At 65.4% G+C, this 20906-nt stretch carries 17 protein-coding genes; 9 read left to right on the plus strand and 8 right to left on the minus strand.

What is annotated here, in order from left to right; all coding sequences use genetic code 11:
- Positions 1-52 precede the first annotated feature (52 nt).
- Genes AC4LGL_RS17480 through AC4LGL_RS17490 form a run of 3 tightly spaced genes read left to right on the plus strand, consistent with a single transcriptional unit; the run spans position 53 to position 3925 of the window.
- Positions 53-1987, plus strand: a complete 1935-nt coding sequence (locus AC4LGL_RS17480; protein ID WP_491839865.1) for an acetyl/propionyl/methylcrotonyl-CoA carboxylase subunit alpha — start codon at positions 53-55, stop codon at positions 1985-1987.
- A complete protein-coding gene (locus tag AC4LGL_RS17485; RefSeq protein WP_491839866.1) occupies positions 1984-3141 on the plus strand; it encodes an acyl-CoA dehydrogenase family protein in 1158 nt (385 codons plus the stop codon). Before AC4LGL_RS17480 ends, AC4LGL_RS17485 begins: the two co-directional genes overlap by 4 nt.
- Positions 3142-3157: 16 nt before the next feature.
- The gene (locus AC4LGL_RS17490) at positions 3158-3925 is read left to right on the plus strand and encodes an enoyl-CoA hydratase family protein (RefSeq protein WP_491839867.1); all 768 of its coding nucleotides are present in this window, start codon (positions 3158-3160) and stop codon (positions 3923-3925) included.
- 3 nt (positions 3926-3928) lie between these two features.
- Here AC4LGL_RS17490 and AC4LGL_RS17495 read toward each other — a convergent pair whose 3' ends face one another.
- Together AC4LGL_RS17495 and AC4LGL_RS17500 are read right to left on the minus strand one after the other, a co-directional pair.
- On the minus strand, positions 3929-4402 hold the full coding sequence (locus tag AC4LGL_RS17495) for a hypothetical protein (protein ID WP_491839868.1): 474 nt from the start codon (positions 4400-4402) through the stop codon (positions 3929-3931).
- 10 nt (positions 4403-4412) lie between these two features.
- Positions 4413-5015, minus strand: a complete 603-nt coding sequence (locus AC4LGL_RS17500; RefSeq protein ID WP_491839869.1) for a TetR/AcrR family transcriptional regulator — start codon at positions 5013-5015, stop codon at positions 4413-4415.
- A 142-nt stretch (positions 5016-5157) separates the two neighbouring features.
- Between AC4LGL_RS17500 and AC4LGL_RS17505 the strand changes: the two genes are divergently transcribed.
- The 6 genes from AC4LGL_RS17505 (at position 5158) to AC4LGL_RS17530 (ending at position 11659) form a co-directional block, all read left to right on the plus strand.
- The gene (locus AC4LGL_RS17505) at positions 5158-5970 is read left to right on the plus strand and encodes a nuclear transport factor 2 family protein (RefSeq protein WP_491839870.1); all 813 of its coding nucleotides are present in this window, start codon (positions 5158-5160) and stop codon (positions 5968-5970) included.
- Between the two features lie 15 nt (positions 5971-5985).
- Positions 5986-6933, plus strand: coding sequence for an NADP-dependent oxidoreductase (locus AC4LGL_RS17510; RefSeq protein ID WP_491839871.1), 948 nt, complete (start codon positions 5986-5988; stop codon positions 6931-6933).
- 212 nt (positions 6934-7145) lie between these two features.
- Positions 7146-7589: an ester cyclase gene (locus AC4LGL_RS17515; RefSeq protein ID WP_491839872.1), complete on the plus strand. Its 444-nt coding sequence runs from the start codon at positions 7146-7148 to the stop codon at positions 7587-7589.
- Positions 7590-8107: 518 nt separating this feature from the next.
- Complete coding sequence (locus AC4LGL_RS17520) at positions 8108-10162, plus strand: alpha/beta hydrolase family protein (protein WP_491839873.1); 2055 nt, start codon at positions 8108-8110, stop codon at positions 10160-10162.
- Between the two features lie 56 nt (positions 10163-10218).
- Positions 10219-10980: an SDR family oxidoreductase gene (locus AC4LGL_RS17525; RefSeq protein ID WP_491839874.1), complete on the plus strand. Its 762-nt coding sequence runs from the start codon at positions 10219-10221 to the stop codon at positions 10978-10980.
- Positions 10981-11077: 97 nt separating this feature from the next.
- Positions 11078-11659 (plus strand): DUF1707 SHOCT-like domain-containing protein, encoded by a 582-nt coding sequence (locus AC4LGL_RS17530; RefSeq protein WP_491839875.1) that lies wholly within the window; start codon positions 11078-11080, stop codon positions 11657-11659.
- 53 nt (positions 11660-11712) lie between these two features.
- Here the strand turns inward: AC4LGL_RS17530 and AC4LGL_RS17535 are convergent, their stop codons facing one another.
- The 6 genes from AC4LGL_RS17535 to AC4LGL_RS17560 form a co-directional block, all read right to left on the minus strand.
- Positions 11713-12285 (minus strand): hypothetical protein, encoded by a 573-nt coding sequence (locus AC4LGL_RS17535; RefSeq protein WP_491839876.1) that lies wholly within the window; start codon positions 12283-12285, stop codon positions 11713-11715.
- A 248-nt stretch (positions 12286-12533) separates the two neighbouring features.
- Positions 12534-14123, minus strand: a complete 1590-nt coding sequence (locus AC4LGL_RS17540) for a prolipoprotein diacylglyceryl transferase (protein ID WP_491839877.1) — start codon at positions 14121-14123, stop codon at positions 12534-12536.
- A gap of 710 nt (positions 14124-14833) precedes the next feature.
- The gene (locus AC4LGL_RS17545; RefSeq protein ID WP_491839878.1) at positions 14834-16222 is read right to left on the minus strand and encodes a hypothetical protein; all 1389 of its coding nucleotides are present in this window, start codon (positions 16220-16222) and stop codon (positions 14834-14836) included.
- 550 nt (positions 16223-16772) lie between these two features.
- Positions 16773-17363 (minus strand): hypothetical protein, encoded by a 591-nt coding sequence (locus tag AC4LGL_RS17550; RefSeq protein WP_491839879.1) that lies wholly within the window; start codon positions 17361-17363, stop codon positions 16773-16775.
- 120 nt (positions 17364-17483) lie between these two features.
- Positions 17484-19472, minus strand: a complete 1989-nt coding sequence (locus AC4LGL_RS17555) for a vWA domain-containing protein (protein ID WP_491839880.1) — start codon at positions 19470-19472, stop codon at positions 17484-17486.
- Positions 19465-20847 (minus strand): sigma 54-interacting transcriptional regulator, encoded by a 1383-nt coding sequence (locus tag AC4LGL_RS17560; protein WP_491839881.1) that lies wholly within the window; start codon positions 20845-20847, stop codon positions 19465-19467. Before AC4LGL_RS17560 ends, AC4LGL_RS17555 begins: the two co-directional genes overlap by 8 nt.
- Positions 20848-20906 lie beyond the last annotated feature (59 nt).

The raw sequence follows: 20906 nt of genomic DNA on the forward strand, positions 1-20906 counted from the left end.
AATTCCGGCCGAAATCCATCACAAACCGTAGTGCCGGCGAAAAGAGATCAAAATGAAGACAGTGCTCGTCGCGAACCGCGGCGAGATTGCCCGCCGGGTCTTCGAGACCTGTCGCCGCCTGGGCATCGGGACCGTCGCGGTGTACACCGATCCTGACGCCGGCTCGCCCCATGTCGCCGAGGCCGACGCCCGGGTACGCCTGGAGGGCAACAACGGCTACCTCGATTCCACTCAGATCATCGCTGCAGCCAAGGCTTCCGGCGCCGACGCCGTTCACCCCGGTTACGGGTTCCTCTCCGAGAACCCCGATTTCGCCGCCGCGGTGATCGACGCCGGGCTGACGTGGATCGGTCCGCCGGTGAACGCCGTGCAGGCCATGGGCTCCAAGATCGAGGCCAAGAAGATGATGGCAGCGGCAGGTGTCCCCGTGCTGACCGAACTCGATCCGTCGACCGTGACGGCCGATCAGCTGCCGGTGCTGGTGAAGGCCTCCGCAGGCGGCGGCGGCCGAGGCATGCGCGTGGTGCGTGAACTGTCGGATCTGCCAAGCGAAGTGGCCGCGGCCCAGCGCGAGGCACAGTCGGCGTTCGGTGACCCGACGGTGTTCTGTGAGCGCTACCTGGCCGCCGGACACCACGTCGAGGTGCAGGTGCTGGCCGATTCGCACGGCACGGTGTGGTCGGTCGGCGAGCGCGAGTGCTCGATCCAGCGTCGTCACCAGAAGGTCATCGAGGAGGCGCCCTCTCCCCTCGTCGAGCGCACCCCGGGAATGCGGGAGAAGCTGTTCGACGCGGCCAGACTGGCCGCCGAGGCGATCGGCTACGCCGGCGCCGGCACCGTCGAGTTCATGGCGGACGAGAAGGGCGACTTCTTCTTCCTGGAGATGAACACCCGACTGCAGGTGGAACATCCGGTCACCGAGGCCACCACCGGGCTGGATCTCGTCGAGCTGCAGATCCTGGTCGCCGACGGCGGCCGCCTCGACGCCGAACCCCCGGCCTCACGCGGGTCTTCCATCGAGGCCCGGCTCTACGCCGAGGATCCGGCCAAGGGCTGGCAGCCGCAGGCCGGCAATGTGCACCGGTTCGACGTCCCCGGGCAGGTCCGCGTCGACACCGGCATCGAGGACGGCTCGGTGGTGTCGATCTTCTACGACCCCATGTTGGCCAAGGTCATCTCGTACGCCCCGACCCGCCGCCAGGCCGCCACCGTGCTGGCCGATGCGTTGGCCCGCACCCGGATTCACGGTCTGCGCACCAACCGCGATCTGCTGGTGAACGTGCTGCGGCATCCGGCCTTCCTGGACGGGGCCACCGACACGGCGTTCTTCGACACGCACGGCCTCGATACCCTGGCCGCCCCACTGGCCGACGCTGGTGTGGTGACAGTTTCGGCGATCGCCGCCGCACTTGCCGACGCCGCGCACAACCGCAGCAGCGCCAAGGTTTTCGGTGCGGCACCGAGCGGCTGGCGCAACCTGGCGTCGGGCTATCAGTCGCGCACGTACCGCGACGGCGCGGGTGACGACGTTCCGGTGCGCTACCGGTTCACCCGCACCGGGGTCGAGTTGCCCGACGACGACGGCGTTTCGCTGCTGTCGGCGACACCGGATCGCGTGGTGCTGTCGATCAACGGTGTCGACCGGGCATTCGATGTGGCGACGTACGGCGATCAGGTGTTCGTCGACTCTCCGCTCGGCCCGGTCCAGCTCACCGCGGTGCCGCGCTTCCCCGATCCGGACGACGCGGTCGCGCACGGCTCACTGCTCGCACCGATGCCCGGTTCGGTGGTCCGGGTCGGCGCCGCCGTCGGCGATACCGTCACCGCCGGACAGCCGCTGATCTGGCTGGAAGCCATGAAGATGGAGCACACCATCGCCGCCCCCGAGGACGGGGTGCTGGCCGAACTCAATGTCGCCGCGGGCCAGCAGGTCGAGGTCGGCGCCGTACTTGCCCGCGTGCAAAACCCTGAAGGAGAACAGTCATGAGCTTCATCGAAACCGAAGAGCAGAAGGCCCTGCGCCAGGCGGTGGCCGCGATGGCTGCCAACTACGGACAGGACTACTACCTGGAGAAGGCCCGCTCCGGTGAGCACACCACCGAATTGTGGAACGAGGCAGGCAAACTCGGATTCATCGGGGTGAACCTGCCCGAGGAGTACGGCGGCGGTGGTGCCGGCATGTACGAGCTGTCCATGGTGATGGAGGAGATGTCGGCGGCCGGGTCGGCGCTGCTGATGATGGTCGTCTCCCCCGCGATCAACGGCACGATCATCTCCAAGTTCGGCACCGAGGAACAGAAGAAGCGCTGGATCCCCGGTATCGCCGACGGGTCGATCACCATGGCTTTCGCGATCACCGAGCCCGACGCGGGTTCCAACAGCCACCGGATCACCACCACCGCGCGCCGCGATGGCAGCGACTGGATCCTCAAGGGCCAGAAGACGTTCATCTCCGGCATCGATCAGGCGCAGGCGGTCCTCGTCGTCGGCCGGACCGAGGACCACAAGACCGGAAACCTCAAGCCCGCACTGTTCGTCATTCCGACCGATACCCCGGGCCTGAGCTGGACGAAGATCGAGATGGAGATCATCAGCCCGGAGAGCCAGTTCCAGGTCTTTCTCGACGATGTGCGACTGCCGGCCGATGCCCTGGTGGGTTCGGAAGACGCCGCGATCGCGCAGCTGTTCGCCGGGCTGAATCCCGAACGCATCATGGGTGCGGCCAGCGCGGTGGGCGTGGGCCGGTTCGCCATCAACAAGGCTGTCGACTATGTCAAGACCCGCCAGGTCTGGAAAGTTCCGATCGGCTCGCACCAGGGTCTGTCACATCCGTTGGCGCAGAACCACATCGAGGTGGAGCTGGCCAAGCTGATGATGCAGAAGGCCGCGACGCTGTATGACGCAGGCGACGACTTCGGTGCGGCCGAGGCTGCCAACATGGCCAAGTACGCAGCAGGTGAGGCGTCGGTTCGAGCGGTCGATCAGGCCGTGCAGTCCCTCGGCGGCAACGGCCTGACCAAGGAGTACGGCATCGCCGCCGCGGTAACGGCGTCAAAGCTGGCCCGCATCGCACCCGTGAGCCGCGAGATGATCCTGAACTTCGTCGCCCAGACGTCGCTCGGTCTGCCGCGGTCCTACTGACGGGGCCGTACCGACGATGACGTCTTTAGTCCACTACCGGGTCCAGGGCGCCGTTGCGCGCCTGACACTCGATTCGCCGCACAACCGCAATGCGTTGTCGACGGCCCTGGTGGAGCAGTTGCACCAGGGTCTGGCCGACGCCGCCGACGAACCCGGCGTCCGGGTGGTCGTCCTCGATCACACCGGTGGAACCTTCTGTGCAGGAGCTGATCTCGCTGAGGCCGCCGGTCAGGATCCCGGTGATATCGCGGTAGACCGCGCCCGGGAGATGACCCGGACGCTGCGGGCCATCCTGGAGCTTCCGGTTCCGGTGATCGGCGCGATCGACGGGCATGTGCGGGCCGGTGGGATGGGCCTGATCGGTGCGTGCGATCTCGTCGTGGCCGGTCCGAAGAGCACGTTCGCGTTGACCGAGGCGCGTATCGGCGTTGCGCCGTCGATCATCTCGCTGACGCTGTTGCCCAAGATGTCACCGCGGGCAGCGGGCCGCTACTTCGTCACCGGCGAGAAGTTCGGCGCGGCCGAGGCGGCCGAAATCGGGCTGATCACGCAGGCCGCGGACGACGTCGAGTCCGCCGTGGCCGCGCTGACCGCCGAGATCGCGAAGGGTTCCCCGCAGGGCCTGGCTGTGTCAAAGGCGTTGACGACGGCCTCGATCCTGCGTCGGTTCGACGAAGATGCCGAAGTGCTGACGCGGCAGTCGGCGCAGCTGTTCGTCTCCGATGAGGCCCGCGAAGGCATGATGGCGTTCCTGCAGAAGCGCCCGCCCAATTGGATCGGCTGAGATTCAGCACTCCGGCCAGAGTTGGACGCGGATGACCACGCGCGTTTGCGCCGCTCGCGCGAGGTCATCGGCGTCGAACTCCCCGTGCACGCTCCGCCGCACGCGGTGAAATCGCGCATCGCGCGGCCTGGCCACCAGGAAACTCTCGATTACCGGAACGTTGGCCGCGCCGGTCGACGCCTCGGCGTATCCGCGAAAGCGGCTCCCCTGCAACAACACCGCAACATCGGCACCACCGCGTAGGTTCTTCCACCAGGCGTTTTCGATCCCCGTGATGCACGTGAGGACGGCGCCGTCAGCGACGTAGCTGACCGGGATCTCGTAGCTTCGGCCGGTCCGACGACCCGTCACGGTGAGGATCATCATCGTGTCGCTCAGACAGCCGTGCGCCGGGCTCCGCAGCACCGCTTTGGCCAGTGGAGTGACAGCCCTGACCAGCAGCCTCAGATAGGCCGGCGGAGCAGAACTCTCAGTCATTCTCTGCGGGTCACTTGTCGTGTGCGGCGATGCCGTTGAGCAATCTCTCAAGTGCGGCAATCGAATCCCGGCTTTCTCGCTCGGGGTCCGCGGAGCGGGCGACGGTCATCGCCGCCTCGCACATCGCCCCGTGCAGGAGATGCGCGAGGGGTTCCACACGCTGCTTGGGCAGGTGACCGTCGGCGATCACCTGGCTCAGCCCCAGCCGCAGCAGCGACGTGACGTGTTCATCTTCGAGGACCCGCATGGATTCCCAGCCGAGAACCGCGGGCGCGTCGATCAATGTGATGCGTTGAACGCCGGGGTCGAGTACCGCATCGAAGAACCCGCGGCAGCCACGGAGGAATCGCTGCCAGCTACCTTTGGCACCCCTGGCCGCGTGGTTGACCGCTTCACCGATCGCGCGCTGCTCATTCTCGAACACCGCGGCAAAGAGGCCGCGCTTGCCCTCGAAATGGTGGTAGAGCGCACCTTTGGTCATGCCGGCACGTTCGGCGACGTTATCGACGAACGTGTTGTCGTAACCATCGGCGGCAAACCGCTCGCGCGCCACCACCAGGATCTGGTCGACGGTTGCGCGTGTGCGTTCGGCCTGGGTGCGCGGTCCGGGCATACCGCCAATCTACACGATCCATACTTGAGGTACATACTCCACGTATGTTAGTACTCGAGGTATGCAAGTTCCACAGCGTCCGCCAGCACGACGAGGCCCGTGCGGGCTTGAGCAGCAGACCCACCAGTGAGAGGACGATTCGATGAACACCGATCAGGTCGACGTACTGCGGGATTCCTTGCGTACCTACGTCGAGGCCAAGAATCGACATGATGTGGACGCGATCATCGCCGCGTACGCACCCGACGGCAGCTACCGGGATTCCGGTATCACCCAGCCGGTTTCGGGCCACGACCAGCTCAGGACGTTCTACCAGGCAGTGTTCCGGTCGATCCCTGACTATCAGGGCCAGTTCGACGGCGCGGCTTTCGCCGAGGACACCGCGGTGGTGTGGGGCAGGATGACCGGGACGGTCGGCGATGACCTTCTGGGTCTACCCACCGCGGCGGGTAGCCGCATCGATGTTCCGGTCACCTTCGTCTGCACGTTCCGCGACGGCCAACTGGCCAGTGATACCGGCTATTTCGATACCCGGATCCTGCACCGGCAAGCCGGCGTTCCTGCCGCTGAGTCAGAGATCGAGACGTTCGTCACGGGTTGGGCCCGGTTCTGGGCGGCCCCCGGCGACGCCAGTGGGGTTCACGATCTGATCACCGACGACGTGGCCCTGCACTGGCCGGGCGCCACCGAACCACTCCGTGGCCGTGACGCGTACGCCGACCGACTGGGCGCCGCCGTGCAACTGATCCCCGATCTGACGTTGTCGGTGGTCGACTTTGCCCACCGCGACGGCCTTCTCATGCTCGCGTGGGAAGGCCGCGGGACGATCGGCGGCGAGCTCCGGCGCTGGCCGGGCGTCGACCGGTTCCGGTTACGCCGAACCCGAAGTGCCGAAACCACTGTCGTGTTCGATACCGGAGCGGTGGTGCCCGCCGTTCCGTCACCCCGTCGCTGAACCGAGGAGACATTCATGCGCGCCATCATCCAGCACGAATGGGACGGCCCCGACTCCGTGCGCCTCGTTGAAGTGCCGGAGCCTCGCCCGGCGCCCACCGAGGTGAAGGTCCGGGTCCACGCTGCGGGAGTCAACCCGGTGGACTACTACACAAGCGGGGGCTTGGCCTACAACCGGGTACTGGACCTGCCCTTCATTCACGGCTGGGACGTAGCTGGCGTGGTCGAAGAGGTGGGTTACGGCGTCACCCGATTCCACGTCGGTGACCGCGTCTTCGGCATGCCGTGGTTTCCCCGGCAGGCGGCCTGCTACGCCGAGTTCGTCGCCGCGCCGTCCCGCCACTTCGCGCCCATGCCAACCGGACTGAGCTTCGCCGAAGCTGCGGCACTACCCCTGGCGGGGCTCACCGCCTGGCAGATGCTCATCGACGTGGCCCGACTGGCTCCTGGCCGGCGCGTGCTGATCTCCGCCGCCGCGGGCGGCGTGGGTCACCTCGCGGTGCAGATCGCCAAGGCACACGGCGCGTATGTGATCGGCACCGCCCGCACCGCCAAACACGACTTCATCCGCAGTCTGGGCGCCGACGAAGTGGTGGATTACACCACGGCTGCAGTCCACGAAGTCGTCAACGACGTGGACGTCGTGATCCAGATGTTCGGCGGCGCGGCCGGCCGTGACGCCTTGCAGTGCCTCCGCCCGGGCGGAGTTCTGGTCAGCGCTCAAGCCGCCTGGACTCCCGGCCTGTTCGACCGGGCGCGCGAGTTGAACGTCCACGCCTACGACTACCTCGTCGAACCCGACGCTGCCGGCCTGCAATCCATCGCCGAACTCGTGGCGGACGGACGGCTACGGGTACATGTCGGCGCGCAGTACCCGTTATCCGAAGCGGCACAGGCGCTGAAGGTGATCGGCGATGGCCGCACCACCGGCAAGATCGTGCTCACTGTCGAGGCCGAGAACTGACCCAGTCGACGAAAACCGCACCGACCGGAAGCGATGCCATCCCGCAGTGGCGGCATCGGGGACGGCGCAGGTCAGCCCGTGTAGACGGGGCGGCCGGTAATTGCCAGTGGCAGCACACCCTGCGGCGTGCCTGTCGGATCTGCGGCCACAGTTCTACCGTTTTCTGTGCGGACGTTATCTGCCGTGCGGTGACCCCCTGAAAGGCCGGAATCATGGCCGATGATCAGAACAAGGCGATTTCCCGACGCGTATGGGAGGTATTCGCCTCCGGCGACCTCAGCGAGCTGGACGACCTCGTCGCTCCAGGTGCCGCCTACCACGACACCCAGGATCCGTTCGGGGATCAGCGCGGCCCCGAGCACATGAGAAGCCTCATCGAGATGTATCGGAAGTCGTTCTCCAACATGAGATTCGACATCAAGATGCAGGTGGCCGAGGGCGACTACGTCTGCACGATGATCGAGGCGCAGGGCGATAACACCGGTGAGCTCATGGGGCAGCCGGCCACCGGCAAGCACGCCCGGATCAACCTGACCGATACGACGCGTATCGAAGACGGCAAGATCGCCGAGAATTGGGTCACCTGGGACACCCTCGGCATGCTGCAGCAGCTCGGCCTGATCCCCGCAGGGGCGCAACAAAAGGCGCCTGCCTGAGCTGAGTGCAGAGAAGGGTCCAGGGCCGGCCGCGGCCCTGGACCCCCGCTCACTCCGGGGTGGGCGAAAGCGCACACCTCCGATCCTCGAATATCACTGAACGCCAACCTTTTCGGTGGCCGAGCATCCGCCGCCGTGAGTGCCCAACCGTTCAGGTCAGCACGCCCAACCGACGACCGAGCCCCTTGAGCCCAGTACCGAATGCACTCGCGCCGCGTTCCGGCGGGCGTTCGGCGTCTCCAAAGTTGCATTCAATTCGGCCCCGCGGCTGCACTCGCCGCAATGCCATCGACCGGAACCCACGGGTTCCGAGTTCGCCACGCCCCGCGCGTTCTCACGAGTGAAATACCCTGCCGCATCGGCGATGCGCGTCGGCTGACGACGGATTCCGTAGCACGCAGCTCCGACGTCTGCACACAAGATCGTCATCTTGGCAAATTTGCCGCCGGGGAAATAACTGTTGTTACAGTGTGCAAGCACTTTGTCGTCCACATCACACTCAGAAGGCGGCGCGCTTGATGTCACAGCCCACTCCTCTCCGTCTGCACACGGCCAAGGCCGCCGCCACCGCGGCCGCCGTCGTTGCGACCACAGCAGCGCTGACCGCAGGCGTGGCGTCGTCCGCGCCGGAGGCGCTCGCAGCCCACAACCGCAGCGTGCAAGCGGAGGTCGAGCTGACCGCAGCATCAAACTCAGACATCGGCAAAATCCCCGACATCGTCGGGATCTACGGAGTTGGCCCGATCTTCTGGACCGCTCAACTCCTGGGGATCACGCCGGAGAACGTGATCAGGACAGCCGGAGGATTGACCGGCAACACCGCACTGGCCGAGACGGTCATCGGATTACTGGATCTGCTGGACGCCATCTCACCCATCGAGGCCGGCGTCAAGGGACCCATGCCCGACGACGTGTACAACGCCGTCAACGGACTGGACTACACCTTCACCGGGCTCTCCAAGATGTTCGGGCTCGGCGATAACAATGCCTTCATCAACTGGATCGCCAAACACGCACCCGTTCTGAATCAGCGCCGCGACATCATCCTGTCGGAGAGCCTGGGCGGGCTCACCACATCATTGGCCTACCGCGACATGATCAACGCGGTGCAGTCCGATGACCCGGGATGGGGCGTCGGCGTGACGGGGCAGTGGCTGATCTTCGTCAACAACGTCAGTCGACCGGGTGGCGGATTGCTTGCTCTGGCAACGCCTCTCACCAATCTGTTCGGAGTTGACCTCACCACACCGGATGCGGGCAGCTACACCAATGCCGACCAGACCAAGGTGCTCAACACCTCGATCCTCGACATCACCTGGGCCTACAACCCGCTGTCGGATGTGCCCACCACGCTGAACCCGCTCGCCTGGGCCAACTCCGCCGCCGCCGGAGTGTTCCTCACCTACCTCCTGCCCGACGAGGGCAACAACATCGGCAACCATGTGCTGCCGAAGCTGATCACCGGCATCGGCGACGGCGTGAAGGTGATGATCGACCCGACCGGCGGCCAGGGTCTGCAGATGATCCCCGTCCTCGGCGACTTACTGAAGCTCTTCAACGTGAACGTCCTCGACTTCCCCGGCAACGCCACATACATCACCTATGACTCGGGCAATCTCCCGCTTCTCGAGCCGTTCCGGATGGCGCCGCATCTGCTCAACCTCGTTCCGGGTGTTGACATCCCGACTCCGTTGACCGACAGCATCGAGCCCGCACTGCGCAAGCTGGTGAACATGGGTTACCAGGACGTCGACCCCAACACCCTGGAACGCTCGTTCAACGAAGCCGGTGAGCAGGCATACTTCTGGCACTCCCCGCTCACTCCGACGCAACAGCTGGCGGCCAACCAGATTGTGTTCGACGCGTTGATCGACGGCATCCAGGCCAACGCCCTGAACCCGGACGCCTGGGTCGCGAAACTGCCGGGCGCGAACTTGGAGCCGATCGTCAAGAATGCCGCATCGGTGGCGGTCGCGAAGGCCCTTTCTGACGCCTTGGAGGCCGTGCAGAAGGGCGCCGACCCCATGTTCGATGCCGTCGAGAAGGGCCTGGCCCCGGTCACCCATGCCCTCGATGACATGAATGCTCAGATGGAAACCGCCATCGACAACATGCTGAAGGTCAACGGCTCCACGGCCAACAAAAAGGCGGGCACCCAGTCCGTCAACGCGCTCCCCTCGGCGGGCGCGCAGTTGAAGACGCTCAGCGTCGAAGCGACCGACACGGACACCGGCACCAAGCCGACGCCTCTCAAGGACGCACTCAACGACCTTGGTCTGGATCAGGATTCGTCGAAGGACACCGCGGTCTCCAAGAGCGTCACGAAACTCTCCGAGTCGGCCAAGACCAAGGCCAAGTCCCGCCACGCCACCGACGCGAACAATCCGCTCAAGAAGTCGGTGAAGGAAACCGTCGCCAAGGTGCGTCAAGCCGCCGAGGACACCGCCGAAAAGGTGGACAAGGCCGGCAGGGACACCGCGAAGAAGCTCGACAAGACGGCCGACGACGCCAAGGCGAAGGTCAAGGAGTCGAAGAAGCAGGACAAGAAGGCCCCGAAGCACGCCGCGGCGTAAGACCCGCCCGCCGTAATCGCTGACAGCCCCGGTGACGCGTCGGTAGCGTGGCCCACATGCCACGCACTGTGCTCGTCACCGGGGCGACCGGCAGTCTGGGTCACCATGTGGTGCCCGAGGCCATCGACGCCGGTCATCAGGTTCGCGCACTGAGCCGTCGGGAACGGATCGGCTACACGGGTGTGCATTGGCACCAGGCCGACCTGCTCTCCCCCGCCGGGTTGGATGCCGCACTCGACGGCGTGGACGTCGTCGTCCATTGCGCTACGCAACCCACCGGCAGTAAGGACGTCCGGGCGGCCCGGAATCTGGTCGAGGCCGTACGACGCAAGGGCGTCGGGCATCTCGTCTACATCTCGATCGTCGGGATCGAGGACATTCCGCTTCCTTATTACAAGACCAAGCTCCGGGTCGAGCAGGCGCTCGAGACGTCCGGTGTCGGGCACACGATCCTGCGCGCGACGCAGTTCCACGAGCTAATCGAAAAGACGTTCTCGGCGCAGCGATTTTCGCCCGTTTTGTGGACGTTGCGTGATGTCCGATTCCAGCCGATCGACACCCGGGATGTGGCCGCCCGATTGGTCGCGCTGATCGATTCCGAGCCCGCGGGGCGGGTGTCCGACATCGGCGGCCCCAGCGTCCACAGCCACCCAGAATTGGGACAGATGTATCTGTCAGCACACAACAGCCTCCGTCGGGTGGCCAGACTCACCATGCCCGGGAGGATCGTCGCCGGTTACAGGTCCGGGGCCAATCTGACACCGGAAAATGCAGTCAACGGCGTTTCGTTCCAGGACTACCTGGGTAGCGACCGATAGATCACCGGCGTCGCACAGCCGTCACTTCCGCGCCCTCGGCGACACAGTTTGGCTACTGGTCTTGCATGTGACAGCGATAGTCGTAGGCTCGACAGCGATGAGCACTTCAGCGCCGCAGGACAGGTCGATGCGGGCTGCCGACACCGACCGCATCCAGGTGGCGCAGCTGCTCACCGATGCTGCCGCCGCGGGCCGGCTGCCGATGAATGAATACGAGGACCGGCTAGCAAAGGCCTACGCGGCGGAGACCTACGACGATCTGGCCCGGCTCAGCCGCGACCTTCCGGGTGCGGTGAACTGTTCGGCCAGCCAGTGTCGCCCCGCTCCCTCGACGCTGCTGCTGGCGATCATGAGCGGGTTCGAGCGCCGCGGCCGATGGAACGTTCCCAAGAAGCTGACGACGTTCGCCCTCTTCGGCGGCGGAGTGGTCGACCTGCGCTACGCCGACTTCACCGCACCCGACGTCGACGTCCGCACCTATTCGATCTTCGGCGGGCAGACCATCCTGGTGCCACCCGAGGTGAATGTGGATGTCGATGGTGTGGGCGTGATGGGGAACTTCGATCACGGCGTCGACGGGGCCGGCACATCCGGGGCGCCGCGCGTACACATCCGCGGGTTCTCCCTGTGGGGCAGCGTGAGCGTGAAGCGCAAGAAGCGCCGTAACCAGGTTGATTGAAAGACAAAACGGGCGGGCCCGAAGGCCCGCCCGTCGTGCTATCCGAAGAAGCGTCAGCAGCTGGCTGCCTGCGCACTGACGGAGGTCTTACCGGCCGCCGCGGTGCAGTTCGATGACGTCTTGGAGGCTGACTTGGCGGTCGAGGTGTGTCCGCTGGCCAACTTCGGCAGCACGCCCGGCAGGTCCTTCTCGTCTGGCAGCGCGAGACCGCGGGTCTGGAGATCGTCGTAGTAGTACTTCCCGGCGTTGACGTTCAGCTCACCCTTGACGACACCGTTGGTGCCGGGATCGACCTTGCCGGTCTTGGGGTCGACGACGCCCGTGCTCGTGGTCCCGTAGTTCAGGTGGTAGACCTTGCCGAGGTCGCTGTCATCGAGGGCCTTGTTGACAGGCGTCTTCTGGTTGAAGACCTGGTCGCCCACGGCCTGCGTGACGCGGACGCCCGGGGCTGGGTTGCCCAGGTCGGGACGCCCGACAGCGTCGGCGGACGGGTTGCCGGTGTGGGTGGGCACGGCGAGCGCCATCCCGGCCGGACCAGCCATCGCCAGCGCACCGCCCGCGAGGATCCCACCTACCAACGTCCGTCCCCGTACCGACCGCTCGGAGATCTTCCGATGTTTTGCCATGCCTGTTACCTCTCGTGAGTGGCGTTGCGCCGCAGCTAAATTGGGGCCACGCAGCTGACATTGCCACTGGCCCGCCAGCGAACCTAAGGCACCGCGACCAGGTGCGATAGGTACTGGCGCCGTTGTTCATTTGCTGTTCCGCACATGATCACGAGAATTCACAGGTCGTACACAGCCACCATCCAAGTACGTGAAAACGCAACGGCCCCCTCCGATTTGGAGGGGGCCGTTGCGCGTCAGTTCAGGCGTTACTTGTCCTTGTGGCCCTTGCTGTCCTTGTTGTCCTTTGCGCTCTTGGCATCGGCATGCGTGTTGCCGGCCTTGGCTCCGGAATCGCTGTCGGAAGCACCCTTGGCGGACGCACCCTTGGCAGCCTCCTGCTTGTCGGCACCGGCCTTGGTGGTGGGCTTGAACGCCTTCTCGAGATTCTTCGTGGCGTTCTCGACGAACTTCTCGCCGGCCGACTTCTTGCGCTCAGTGGTGCGCGACTTGGGAACGAACTTGTTCGGAGTCTTGCCGGCGGCACCGGTGTCAGCCGAATCCGCAGCGCCGGCCTTCTCCTCAGAGCCCGCCTTTTCCTCGGACTCCTCTTGTGCCGCAGGCTCTTTGACTTCCGCAGCCTCTTTGACCGTGGTCTTGGGCGTCAGGTTCAGGCCAAGATCGAGCTTCGGCAGCTCGAACTTCGGAGCCTCTGGCTTCGAGACCTCGACAACGGGCGTCGCCGCCTCGGTGCTGCCCTCAGCAGTCTCGTCGACCGCGGCGTCCTCGGTCTTGAGGTCGAGAGTCTTGACGAGCTTGGACTCATCGGGCGCCTCGAGCTTCTCCACCAGCTTCTTGAACGGCGACTCGACGTTCGTCGGCAGACTCAGGAGCTTGCTGAGGTTCGGCAGAGCCGTGGAGGTCACGGAACCCGATTCAGCTTCCGCTGTCGCCGCGGTCTCCTTCTGCGTGGACAGGAGGCTGAAGCTGTCGGCGGCTTCCTCCTCGGGCGGAGCAATCAGCTCCCGCACGGTGTCAACGATGTACGTGACGGCGGCGGTGATGCCCGTGGCATCGCCGTACCCGAAGAAGAACGAGTTGCTCAGATTCTGTACGAAAGTGCCATCCGGAAGGTTGTCGTTCAGAATGCTGCCGACGACCATGGTGGCCCCACCGGTGAAGAACTCATCGACACGCTTCGACAGCTGGAGACGTTGCGTCGGGTCGAACGCATCGACGAGCGAGGCGGCGACCACTGAACCGAGATAGGCGAACTCGGTGGCGCCCGCCTCGAAGAAGATGTTGTCGACAACATCAAGCGGCAGAATGTTGTCGCTGAGGTAGTAGGCCAGACCGGTGAAACCGTCATGGCAGACCGCGCCGGTTGCGGAGCAGTTGCCCGGGTCGTAGAAGTTCTCGTTGACCTTGTTGCCCAAGGCGTTGTAGAACTGAACGCCGTCGCCCATGTCGCCGACGGTTGCGGGGATCGTGTGCGCCGCATCTTTGTAAAGAGGCTGTCCATCCGGCCCGACCAGTGCGGTATCTGGCGGAGTGTCCTCATCTGGATCTAAGAGGAGAGTCCCGTCCTCGTTGAGGATGTAGCCGGGGGTCGGGGCGGGAACATAGCCCTGGTAGTAATAGCCGCCGTAACCATCGACGAAGGATCCCAAGGCCGCTTCCAGCGAAAGCGCCACCAGGTTGATCTGCTCGGCCGTCATGGTCCGGTGGACCGTGGCTTCCGCAGTGGAGGCGGCAACCGTGATCTCGTCACGAGGAACGAACAGCGCAGGAGTCCCGGCCACCAGCGCACCGGCGCTGAGCAGGGCCACACCAGTGGTGACGAGCGGACGGACTGCCATGTGGGTGTGGCCCCTTATCTCAAGCGCAGGACGGATTCCTGAGAATCCGTCCCGGCATCTGCGTAGTACCTTAAAAGTCCTTGAGAAGGGTAATTCCCGTCACCACCTCCCGCAACCTCTCCCGACGCGAGGCAGGAGCTGCTGACGCACGGTCGCAGCGCCGCTTTTGCGGGACGGCTCCGACAAATATTTCGGCGCCGAACGCAACATTCCCGATCGATTCAGGTTCAGCTAATTTCGAATACCGTTGCCGATGCACCCGCCGGGCACAAAAGTGCGGGTAACCGCATACGGAATCCGTGGCGTGAACACCGGAGGTAGCGGTCCGGCACACTCACGCGCCCGCCGAGGTCAACCGGCGGCCGTCCCGTCATCTCCCTAGGTCAGTGAGCATTAGGCCGGCACCGACGCACCCTCACCCGGTGCGGGCACAGCCGGCATCACGGCTCATCCCCGGCCACCACGAACCTCGGCCGTCTGGGTGCCAAAAATCCCCGCCGAAAACCGGCGGCCTCCCGTCACGAAAAGCAATAACGGCTGCCATTGATTGCGCCGGCATTTCCGGATTGAGAACGCCGCCGACAAACGTCGGACGCACTCCGCCTTACACGGCAGTCAATATGCCCAGCTCAGGGGCCCGAGCGAACTTCACCGGCAGTCGTCGAACCTGAGAACCAACTGAGATCGCACTAAGGCTTCTGGCCGCACGACTACTTGTCGCCGCCGTCGGTTCCGTTGTCCTTGCCGGCGTCGGTGGCGTTCTTGACGGCCTCGCCCAGTTTCTTCAGGAACTTGCTGCCGTTGGACTCGCCCTTCGGCCTGCCGTCGCCGAACAGGATGGGCGGCGTGGCCTTGTTACCGTTCCGGGTGTCAACGCCGGTGTTGTTTCCTTCTTCGCCGGCGACCTCTTTGTCCTTGACGTGGACCTTCGGGAGGTCGGGCTTGAGTTCCGGCGCCTTGAATTCGGGCACCGTGGCGTCGGGTGACTTGACCTCTGGGACCGTCAGGTCGGGCGTCTTGAATTCCGGCGCCTTGAATTCCGGAGCCTTGGGGAGCTGGAACTTCGGAAGGTCCAGCTTCGGAATCCCACTGCCCAACGGAACAGCCCCGCTGCCACCCTCGACCGGGTTCTCGGTGTCCTTGACCACGCCTGGGTCGGTGACGTCGAGGGTGTCGACGAGGTTCGCCTCGTCTTGGGCGGGGGCCTGGAAGGGCGACTTGAACAGCTTCTTGAACGGCGACTGCGTCGACAGGTTCAGCAGTGACGCCGGCCCCGGCAGGCTGGTGACGGTCGTGCCGGTCTCCTTCTTGGCCAGCAGCGTGGTGTCACCGGTGCTCTCGTCCTGGGTCGAGAGCAACGAAGGGCCGGAGTCCAGCGGATTGATCAGATTCGGTGTGGGCGTCGAGGTGCCCTGGGCGATCGCATCCACGACATAGGTGAACGCCGCGTAGATGCCGGTGTTGTCGCCGTATCCGAAGAAGAACGAGTTGGTCAGGCCGTAGGCATAGCCGTCCTGCGGCAGGTTGTCGAGCAACAGGTTGCCGATGAGTTGCGTTGCGCCGCCTTCGAAGAAGTCGTCGACACGCTTGGTCAGATCCAGCCGGCCAGTCGGGTCTACGTTGTCGATAGCCATGGCCACGGTACGGATGGCCACGTGCGCCAGCTCGGTGAAGCCGCCCTCGAAGAAGATGTTGTCCACCGGCCCCAGAGGCAGGATGTTGTCGCTGAGGTAGTACGCCAGACCGGTGAAGCCCTTCTGGCACACGGCTCCGTCCGCGGTGCAGTCACCAGGCGCATCGACCATCACCGGATTGCCATCGGCGTCGGTGACGATCTCGCCGGTGACCGGATCGATCTCGGGGACCTGGCCGGGGATGTAGATCCCGCCGTACCCCTGGGTGAACGACTGCCAGGCACCCTGCAGCGACAGTGCAAGCAGATTGATCTGGTCCTGCGTCAGCTTCGACGGTTCCAGTGCTGCGGTCGGCGCAGCGACCGTGATGTGGTCACGGGGCACGAACAAGGCCGGCGTCGCGGCGACGACCGCAGCTGCGCTGAGAAGTGCGGCACCAGTGGTGACGAGCGGACGTACAGCCATGCGGTGGACCCCTTAACTAGAGGACGATACGGCCGACTAGGAAATCCGCCGACGGCAACTTAGAAACTCCTGAGAATGCTAAGTCTCCGCATTCACTCCTGCAACCGATAACTACAGGAAAATCATCGGCAAATCCGTTAACTACGGCCGGCAAGGACTCCGCCGAGCGCCGACCGAATGTAGCGACACAAAACTGCTTTTACCCGATCGCCGATTTTCACCGAACCCAGGCACGGACGTCCGCCCGGCACGCCCCCGCCCGCGCGGTATGACCAGGTCACATCGATGCCGATGCCACCGGCAGCGTCGGCCAGCCCGGCGGGGCGGGTACGCCGACCCCATCAACCTTCGCCATTTGATTGCGTGTGCAATGAATTGAAAGAACCGATCAAGAAAGGCAGAATATCGTTGCATTACGCAATGGTTGCATTGCCGAAGTGCTGTATTGCCGCCCCGGGGCCGAGCGCCGTTTATTGCCTACGCAATGAACAGAAGGGGCGTTATCGAGTTTCGATATCCGCGCGCATACCGAACGTCGACAAATGCCGGCTCAGCGCGGCATCGCAATCCGCAACCCCGCCAGCATCACCTGCGCGTCAGCCATGAAGGTGGGATTGTTGGGCGCCGTGCTCTGCGCCAACGCCACGATGTTCCAGACCTTCGCTCCGAGCGGCACCATCACCGACACGGACGTCACGTAGCTGGTCTTGCTGATCTTGTCGTCGGGCGGGGTCGTGTAGTTGACCATCAGCGCCGGGAAACCACAGATCTCGGACGGCACCTGGGTGATGTTCTGCGCACCGATGGATTGGAAGCCCTTGATGGTGTCACTCAGCAGGTCCTTGGGTGACCGGTCCCCGTCCGTCGCATCTCCGATCGACACCGAGATGGCCGGATTCGTCACACCGTCGGTGAGGGATTCATTACGCAACACCAATTTGACCGGACCCTTGGCGAACTCGGGCACCGGTACCCAACCCGGCGGTTGCGCGACACGCACCCGCGGCTCGTCGGGCCCGGTCCCGGGAACCTCGATCCAGGCGTCCGAGTGCAACTGCTCGCAGGTTTGGGCCTTGTAACCGGATGCTCCCGATGCCCCTCCTGGTGGTGCGAACCCGGCCTTCGCGGTGCCATCGGTCATCTGCGTACACCCGCTGAGAATCAGTCCGGCCGCCAACACGACCACACCCACACCGCGCCTTATGACCCCCATCGCTCCCAGAGACTACGCGAGCCCACTGCGCGCCGACTGTGTCGCAAATCAGCGCCGACGTGAGTGCAGGTAGTCCCCGACCACCGCGGCGCCCAGGCCGTCGAGATCAGGCACGACCACCCGGCCCTGCACCCGGCGGGCCACCTGGTCGATGAAACTGGCCAGGCCCGGATCGGAGCCCAGCCGGAAGATCGTCACCTGTGCGCCAAGCCGGGCCACCTCGTCGAAACCCCGCACGGTGTGCGCGATGGTGCGGGGGTGTGGTGGGTAATCAAAAAATACGGAAGAACCTTCCCCGTCACCGAAGTCCTCCAGGTGCGCAGTCGGCTCGCCGTCGGTCACCACCAGCACGACCGGCTGCGCATTGGGGTGACGACGCAGGTGCCGCGTCGCCAGGGCCAGCGCGTGGTGCAGGTTGGTGCCCTGCTCGTACACGCCCTCCAGCCCGGTCAGTTCACCGGCGGTCACCGTGCGCGCGTACCGGCCGAAAGCGATGATCTGCAACTCATCTGAGCGGAACCGGGTACTCACCAGATGGTTGAGCGCCAGCGCCGTGCGCTTCATCGGTAGCCAGCGGTTCTCCATCACCATCGAGAACGAGGTGTCCACCAGCAGCGCGACACACGCCTGGGTGCGGGTCTCGGTCTCAGAGATCTCGACGTCCTCGACCGCGAACCGAATCGGCCGCTCGGCGATCCCGGTACCGGCCTGGCGCAGCACCGCATTGGTGACCGTGCGGGTGACGTTCCACGGCTCCGTGTCGCCGAACTGCCAGGGGCGGGTGGCCCCGGTCAACTCCCCCGCCGCCCCGGCGCGGCGGGTGTCCCGCTCGCCGTGCCGACCCGAAAGCTGTTGCGCCACATCACGCAACGCGGTCTGGCCGAGCTGGCGCATGGCCTTGGGCGAAAGCCGCCACTGCCCGTCGGAACCACGGTCGATGAAGCCCTGGTTGACCAGGGCCTTCTCCAGTTCGGACAGGGTTCGGGCGTCGATCGCGGCGTCATCGCCGAGCTGGCGGGCCAACGCCTCAAGGTCGACGTCGTCCATCGACGCCCCGGCGTAGCTCTGTGACAGCGCGTCGGCCAACTGCTCCAACTCGGCGATGTCGGACAGCGCCTGGGCGCCCTCACCCATGCCCAGCGGATCACCTCCGGAGAACCGCTCCGACCCGCTCCAGTCCTCACCCGGCCGGGCCGCCTGCAGGTGCGAGTCGAGCCGATTGAGCGCATTCATCAACGACGGCGAACCGAAAGCCTGCTGCGCCAGAGCGTCCAGCTCGGCACGCTGCTCGGCCGACAGGCTGTTGCGGAACCGCTGCGCGGCCGCGGCTCGCTTGGCCAGCGCATCCAACAGTTCATCGATGTTCTGCGGACCTTCAGGGAAGAACTCGCCGTGCTTGTCCATGAAGTTCTGGAAGTCCTGCGGGGTGTCCTCACCGCGGGCGTGCTTGTCCAGCAGGTCGTTGAGATCATCGAGCATGTCGTTGACCCGCTGCCGGTCCTCGTCGGTGGCGTTCTCCAACGCGTCCTTCATGCCGGCGAAACGCTGATCCAGCATCTCGCGGCCCAGCAGATCCTTGATCTCCTCGTACTTCTGCCGCGCCTCCGGGCTGCGCCAGTCATAGTCGGCGAGTTCCTGCACCGCCTTGGCCGGTGACGGTGAGAGTGCCTCCATCTGCAACTCGCCGAACCGCGCGTCATCGTCGAGCGCGCGGGCCAACTCCTTGCGCTCGGTGAGCACGGCCTCGTCGAGCAGTTTCTTGATCTCCTGCAGCGTGCCGTCAAGGTTGTGCCGCTGCAACAATTCCCGGCGTTTCCGATTGGCCTCGGCCGCCAGGCGGTCGGTGCCGCGCATGCCCTCGGTGCCGCGACGCATCAACTCCGAGAGCGCGCGGCGCGGCGAGCTCCCCTCCATGACGCTCTGACCGATCTGCTCGAGCGCGTCGCGCAGATCGATCGGCGGTGCCAGTGGATCCGGGCCACCGGTGTATCGCGAATAGCGCGAGGTGTGCCCGTGCCCCCGACCGGGATCAGCCATAGACCGTCTCGCCCTCCCCTGTCACCTTGTCCACACGCTTGGCCAGATACAGCGCCTCCAAAGCCAATTCGATGGCCGCGGCGCGCTGACCGACCGACACCGCGCCCACCCGGGAGGCAAGCGCGTCGACCACGGCCAGATCCGGCAGCGCGGCCAGGACGTCCTTGGCCGACACCCGCTCCCCGGTGGTCACCGGCGAACCCTCCTCGACGGCGGCCACCAACGGTGCGACGTCGATACCGCCCAGCAGCCGCTGCGCGGTGTCGGCGGTGGCACGTCGCAGCAGGTGCTCCAGCACCGCCTGCTCACGTCCCTCCTCGCCCGTCTCGAACTCCAACTTGCCGCGCAGCACGTCGATCACGGTCGCCAGATCGACCACCCGGGCCACGGGATCGTCCTCACCGAGGATCGCGGAGCGATGCCGCGCCGAGGCCGCCACCGTCTCGGCAGCCGCGATCGCGAAGCGGGCCGACACGCCGGACCGCTGGTCGATCGAGCTCGACTCACGCAGATTGCGGGCGAACCGGGCCAGCACGCCGAGCAGATAATCCGGGACCTCGGCGGCCAACTGAGCCTCCTGGCGGATCACCCCGACCTCGTCGTCGATCTCCAACGGGTAGTGCGTACGGATCTCGGCACCGAACCGGTCCTTGAGCGGGGTGATGATCCGGCCGCGGTTCGTGTAGTCCTCCGGGTTGGCGCTCGCGACGACGAGGACGTCGAGCGGCAACCGCAAGGTATAGCCGCGGACCTGAATATCGCGCTCCTCCATCACGTTGAGCATCGACACCTGAATCCGCTCGGCCAGGTCGGGTAGCTCGTTGACGGCCACGATGCCGCGGTGCGCCCGTGGGATCAGCCCGTAGGCGATCGTTTCCGGGTCGCCCAGGCTGCGACCCTCGGCCACCTTGATCGGGTCGATGTCGCCGACGAGATCGGCCACGCTGGTGTCAGGGGTGGCCAGCTTCTCGGTGTAACGCTCACTGCGGTGCCGCCACTCGATCGGCAGATCGTCGCCGGAATCGGCGGCCCGGCGGATCGACTCCGGCGTGATCGGGCTGTACGGATGCTCACCCAGCTCCGACCCGGCGATCACCGGCGTCCACTCGTCGAGCAGCCCCGTCAAGGCCCGCAGCAGCCGCGTCTTGCCCTGGCCGCGCTCACCGAGCAGCACCACGTCGTGTCCGGCGATCAGCGCCCGCTCCAACTGCGGGATCACTGTGTCGTCGAATCCCAGGATGCCCGGCCACACGTCGCGGCGGTCGGCGAGTGCGGACAGCAGGTTCTCGCGAATTTCGGCTTTGACGCCCCGCTCACGATGGCCGGAGGCGCGCAGCTCACCGACGGTGCGAGGCAGATCCTTGGGTTGGCTCACCACTCCACGCTACGACTGAACCCGTCCGCGCACATCGCCACCCGGCAGAACTAGCATCC

This window comes from Mycolicibacterium arcueilense (assembly GCF_058536225.1).

Coding starts and splice junctions, on each gene's coding strand:
- AC4LGL_RS17480 (WP_491839865.1), top strand. CDS start 53: ATGAAGACAGTGCTCGTCGCGAACCGCGGCGAGATTGCCCGCCGGGTC.
- AC4LGL_RS17485 (WP_491839866.1), top strand. CDS start 1,984: ATGAGCTTCATCGAAACCGAAGAGCAGAAGGCCCTGCGCCAGGCGGTG.
- AC4LGL_RS17490 (WP_491839867.1), top strand. CDS start 3,158: ATGACGTCTTTAGTCCACTACCGGGTCCAGGGCGCCGTTGCGCGCCTG.
- AC4LGL_RS17495 (WP_491839868.1), bottom strand. CDS start 4,402: ATGACTGAGAGTTCTGCTCCGCCGGCCTATCTGAGGCTGCTGGTCAGG.
- AC4LGL_RS17500 (WP_491839869.1), bottom strand. CDS start 5,015: ATGCCCGGACCGCGCACCCAGGCCGAACGCACACGCGCAACCGTCGAC.
- AC4LGL_RS17505 (WP_491839870.1), top strand. CDS start 5,158: ATGAACACCGATCAGGTCGACGTACTGCGGGATTCCTTGCGTACCTAC.
- AC4LGL_RS17510 (WP_491839871.1), top strand. CDS start 5,986: ATGCGCGCCATCATCCAGCACGAATGGGACGGCCCCGACTCCGTGCGC.
- AC4LGL_RS17515 (WP_491839872.1), top strand. CDS start 7,146: ATGGCCGATGATCAGAACAAGGCGATTTCCCGACGCGTATGGGAGGTA.
- AC4LGL_RS17520 (WP_491839873.1), top strand. CDS start 8,108: ATGTCACAGCCCACTCCTCTCCGTCTGCACACGGCCAAGGCCGCCGCC.
- AC4LGL_RS17525 (WP_491839874.1), top strand. CDS start 10,219: ATGCCACGCACTGTGCTCGTCACCGGGGCGACCGGCAGTCTGGGTCAC.
- AC4LGL_RS17530 (WP_491839875.1), top strand. CDS start 11,078: ATGAGCACTTCAGCGCCGCAGGACAGGTCGATGCGGGCTGCCGACACC.
- AC4LGL_RS17535 (WP_491839876.1), bottom strand. CDS start 12,285: ATGGCAAAACATCGGAAGATCTCCGAGCGGTCGGTACGGGGACGGACG.
- AC4LGL_RS17540 (WP_491839877.1), bottom strand. CDS start 14,123: ATGGCAGTCCGTCCGCTCGTCACCACTGGTGTGGCCCTGCTCAGCGCC.
- AC4LGL_RS17545 (WP_491839878.1), bottom strand. CDS start 16,222: ATGGCTGTACGTCCGCTCGTCACCACTGGTGCCGCACTTCTCAGCGCA.
- AC4LGL_RS17550 (WP_491839879.1), bottom strand. CDS start 17,363: ATGACCGATGGCACCGCGAAGGCCGGGTTCGCACCACCAGGAGGGGCA.
- AC4LGL_RS17555 (WP_491839880.1), bottom strand. CDS start 19,472: ATGGCTGATCCCGGTCGGGGGCACGGGCACACCTCGCGCTATTCGCGA.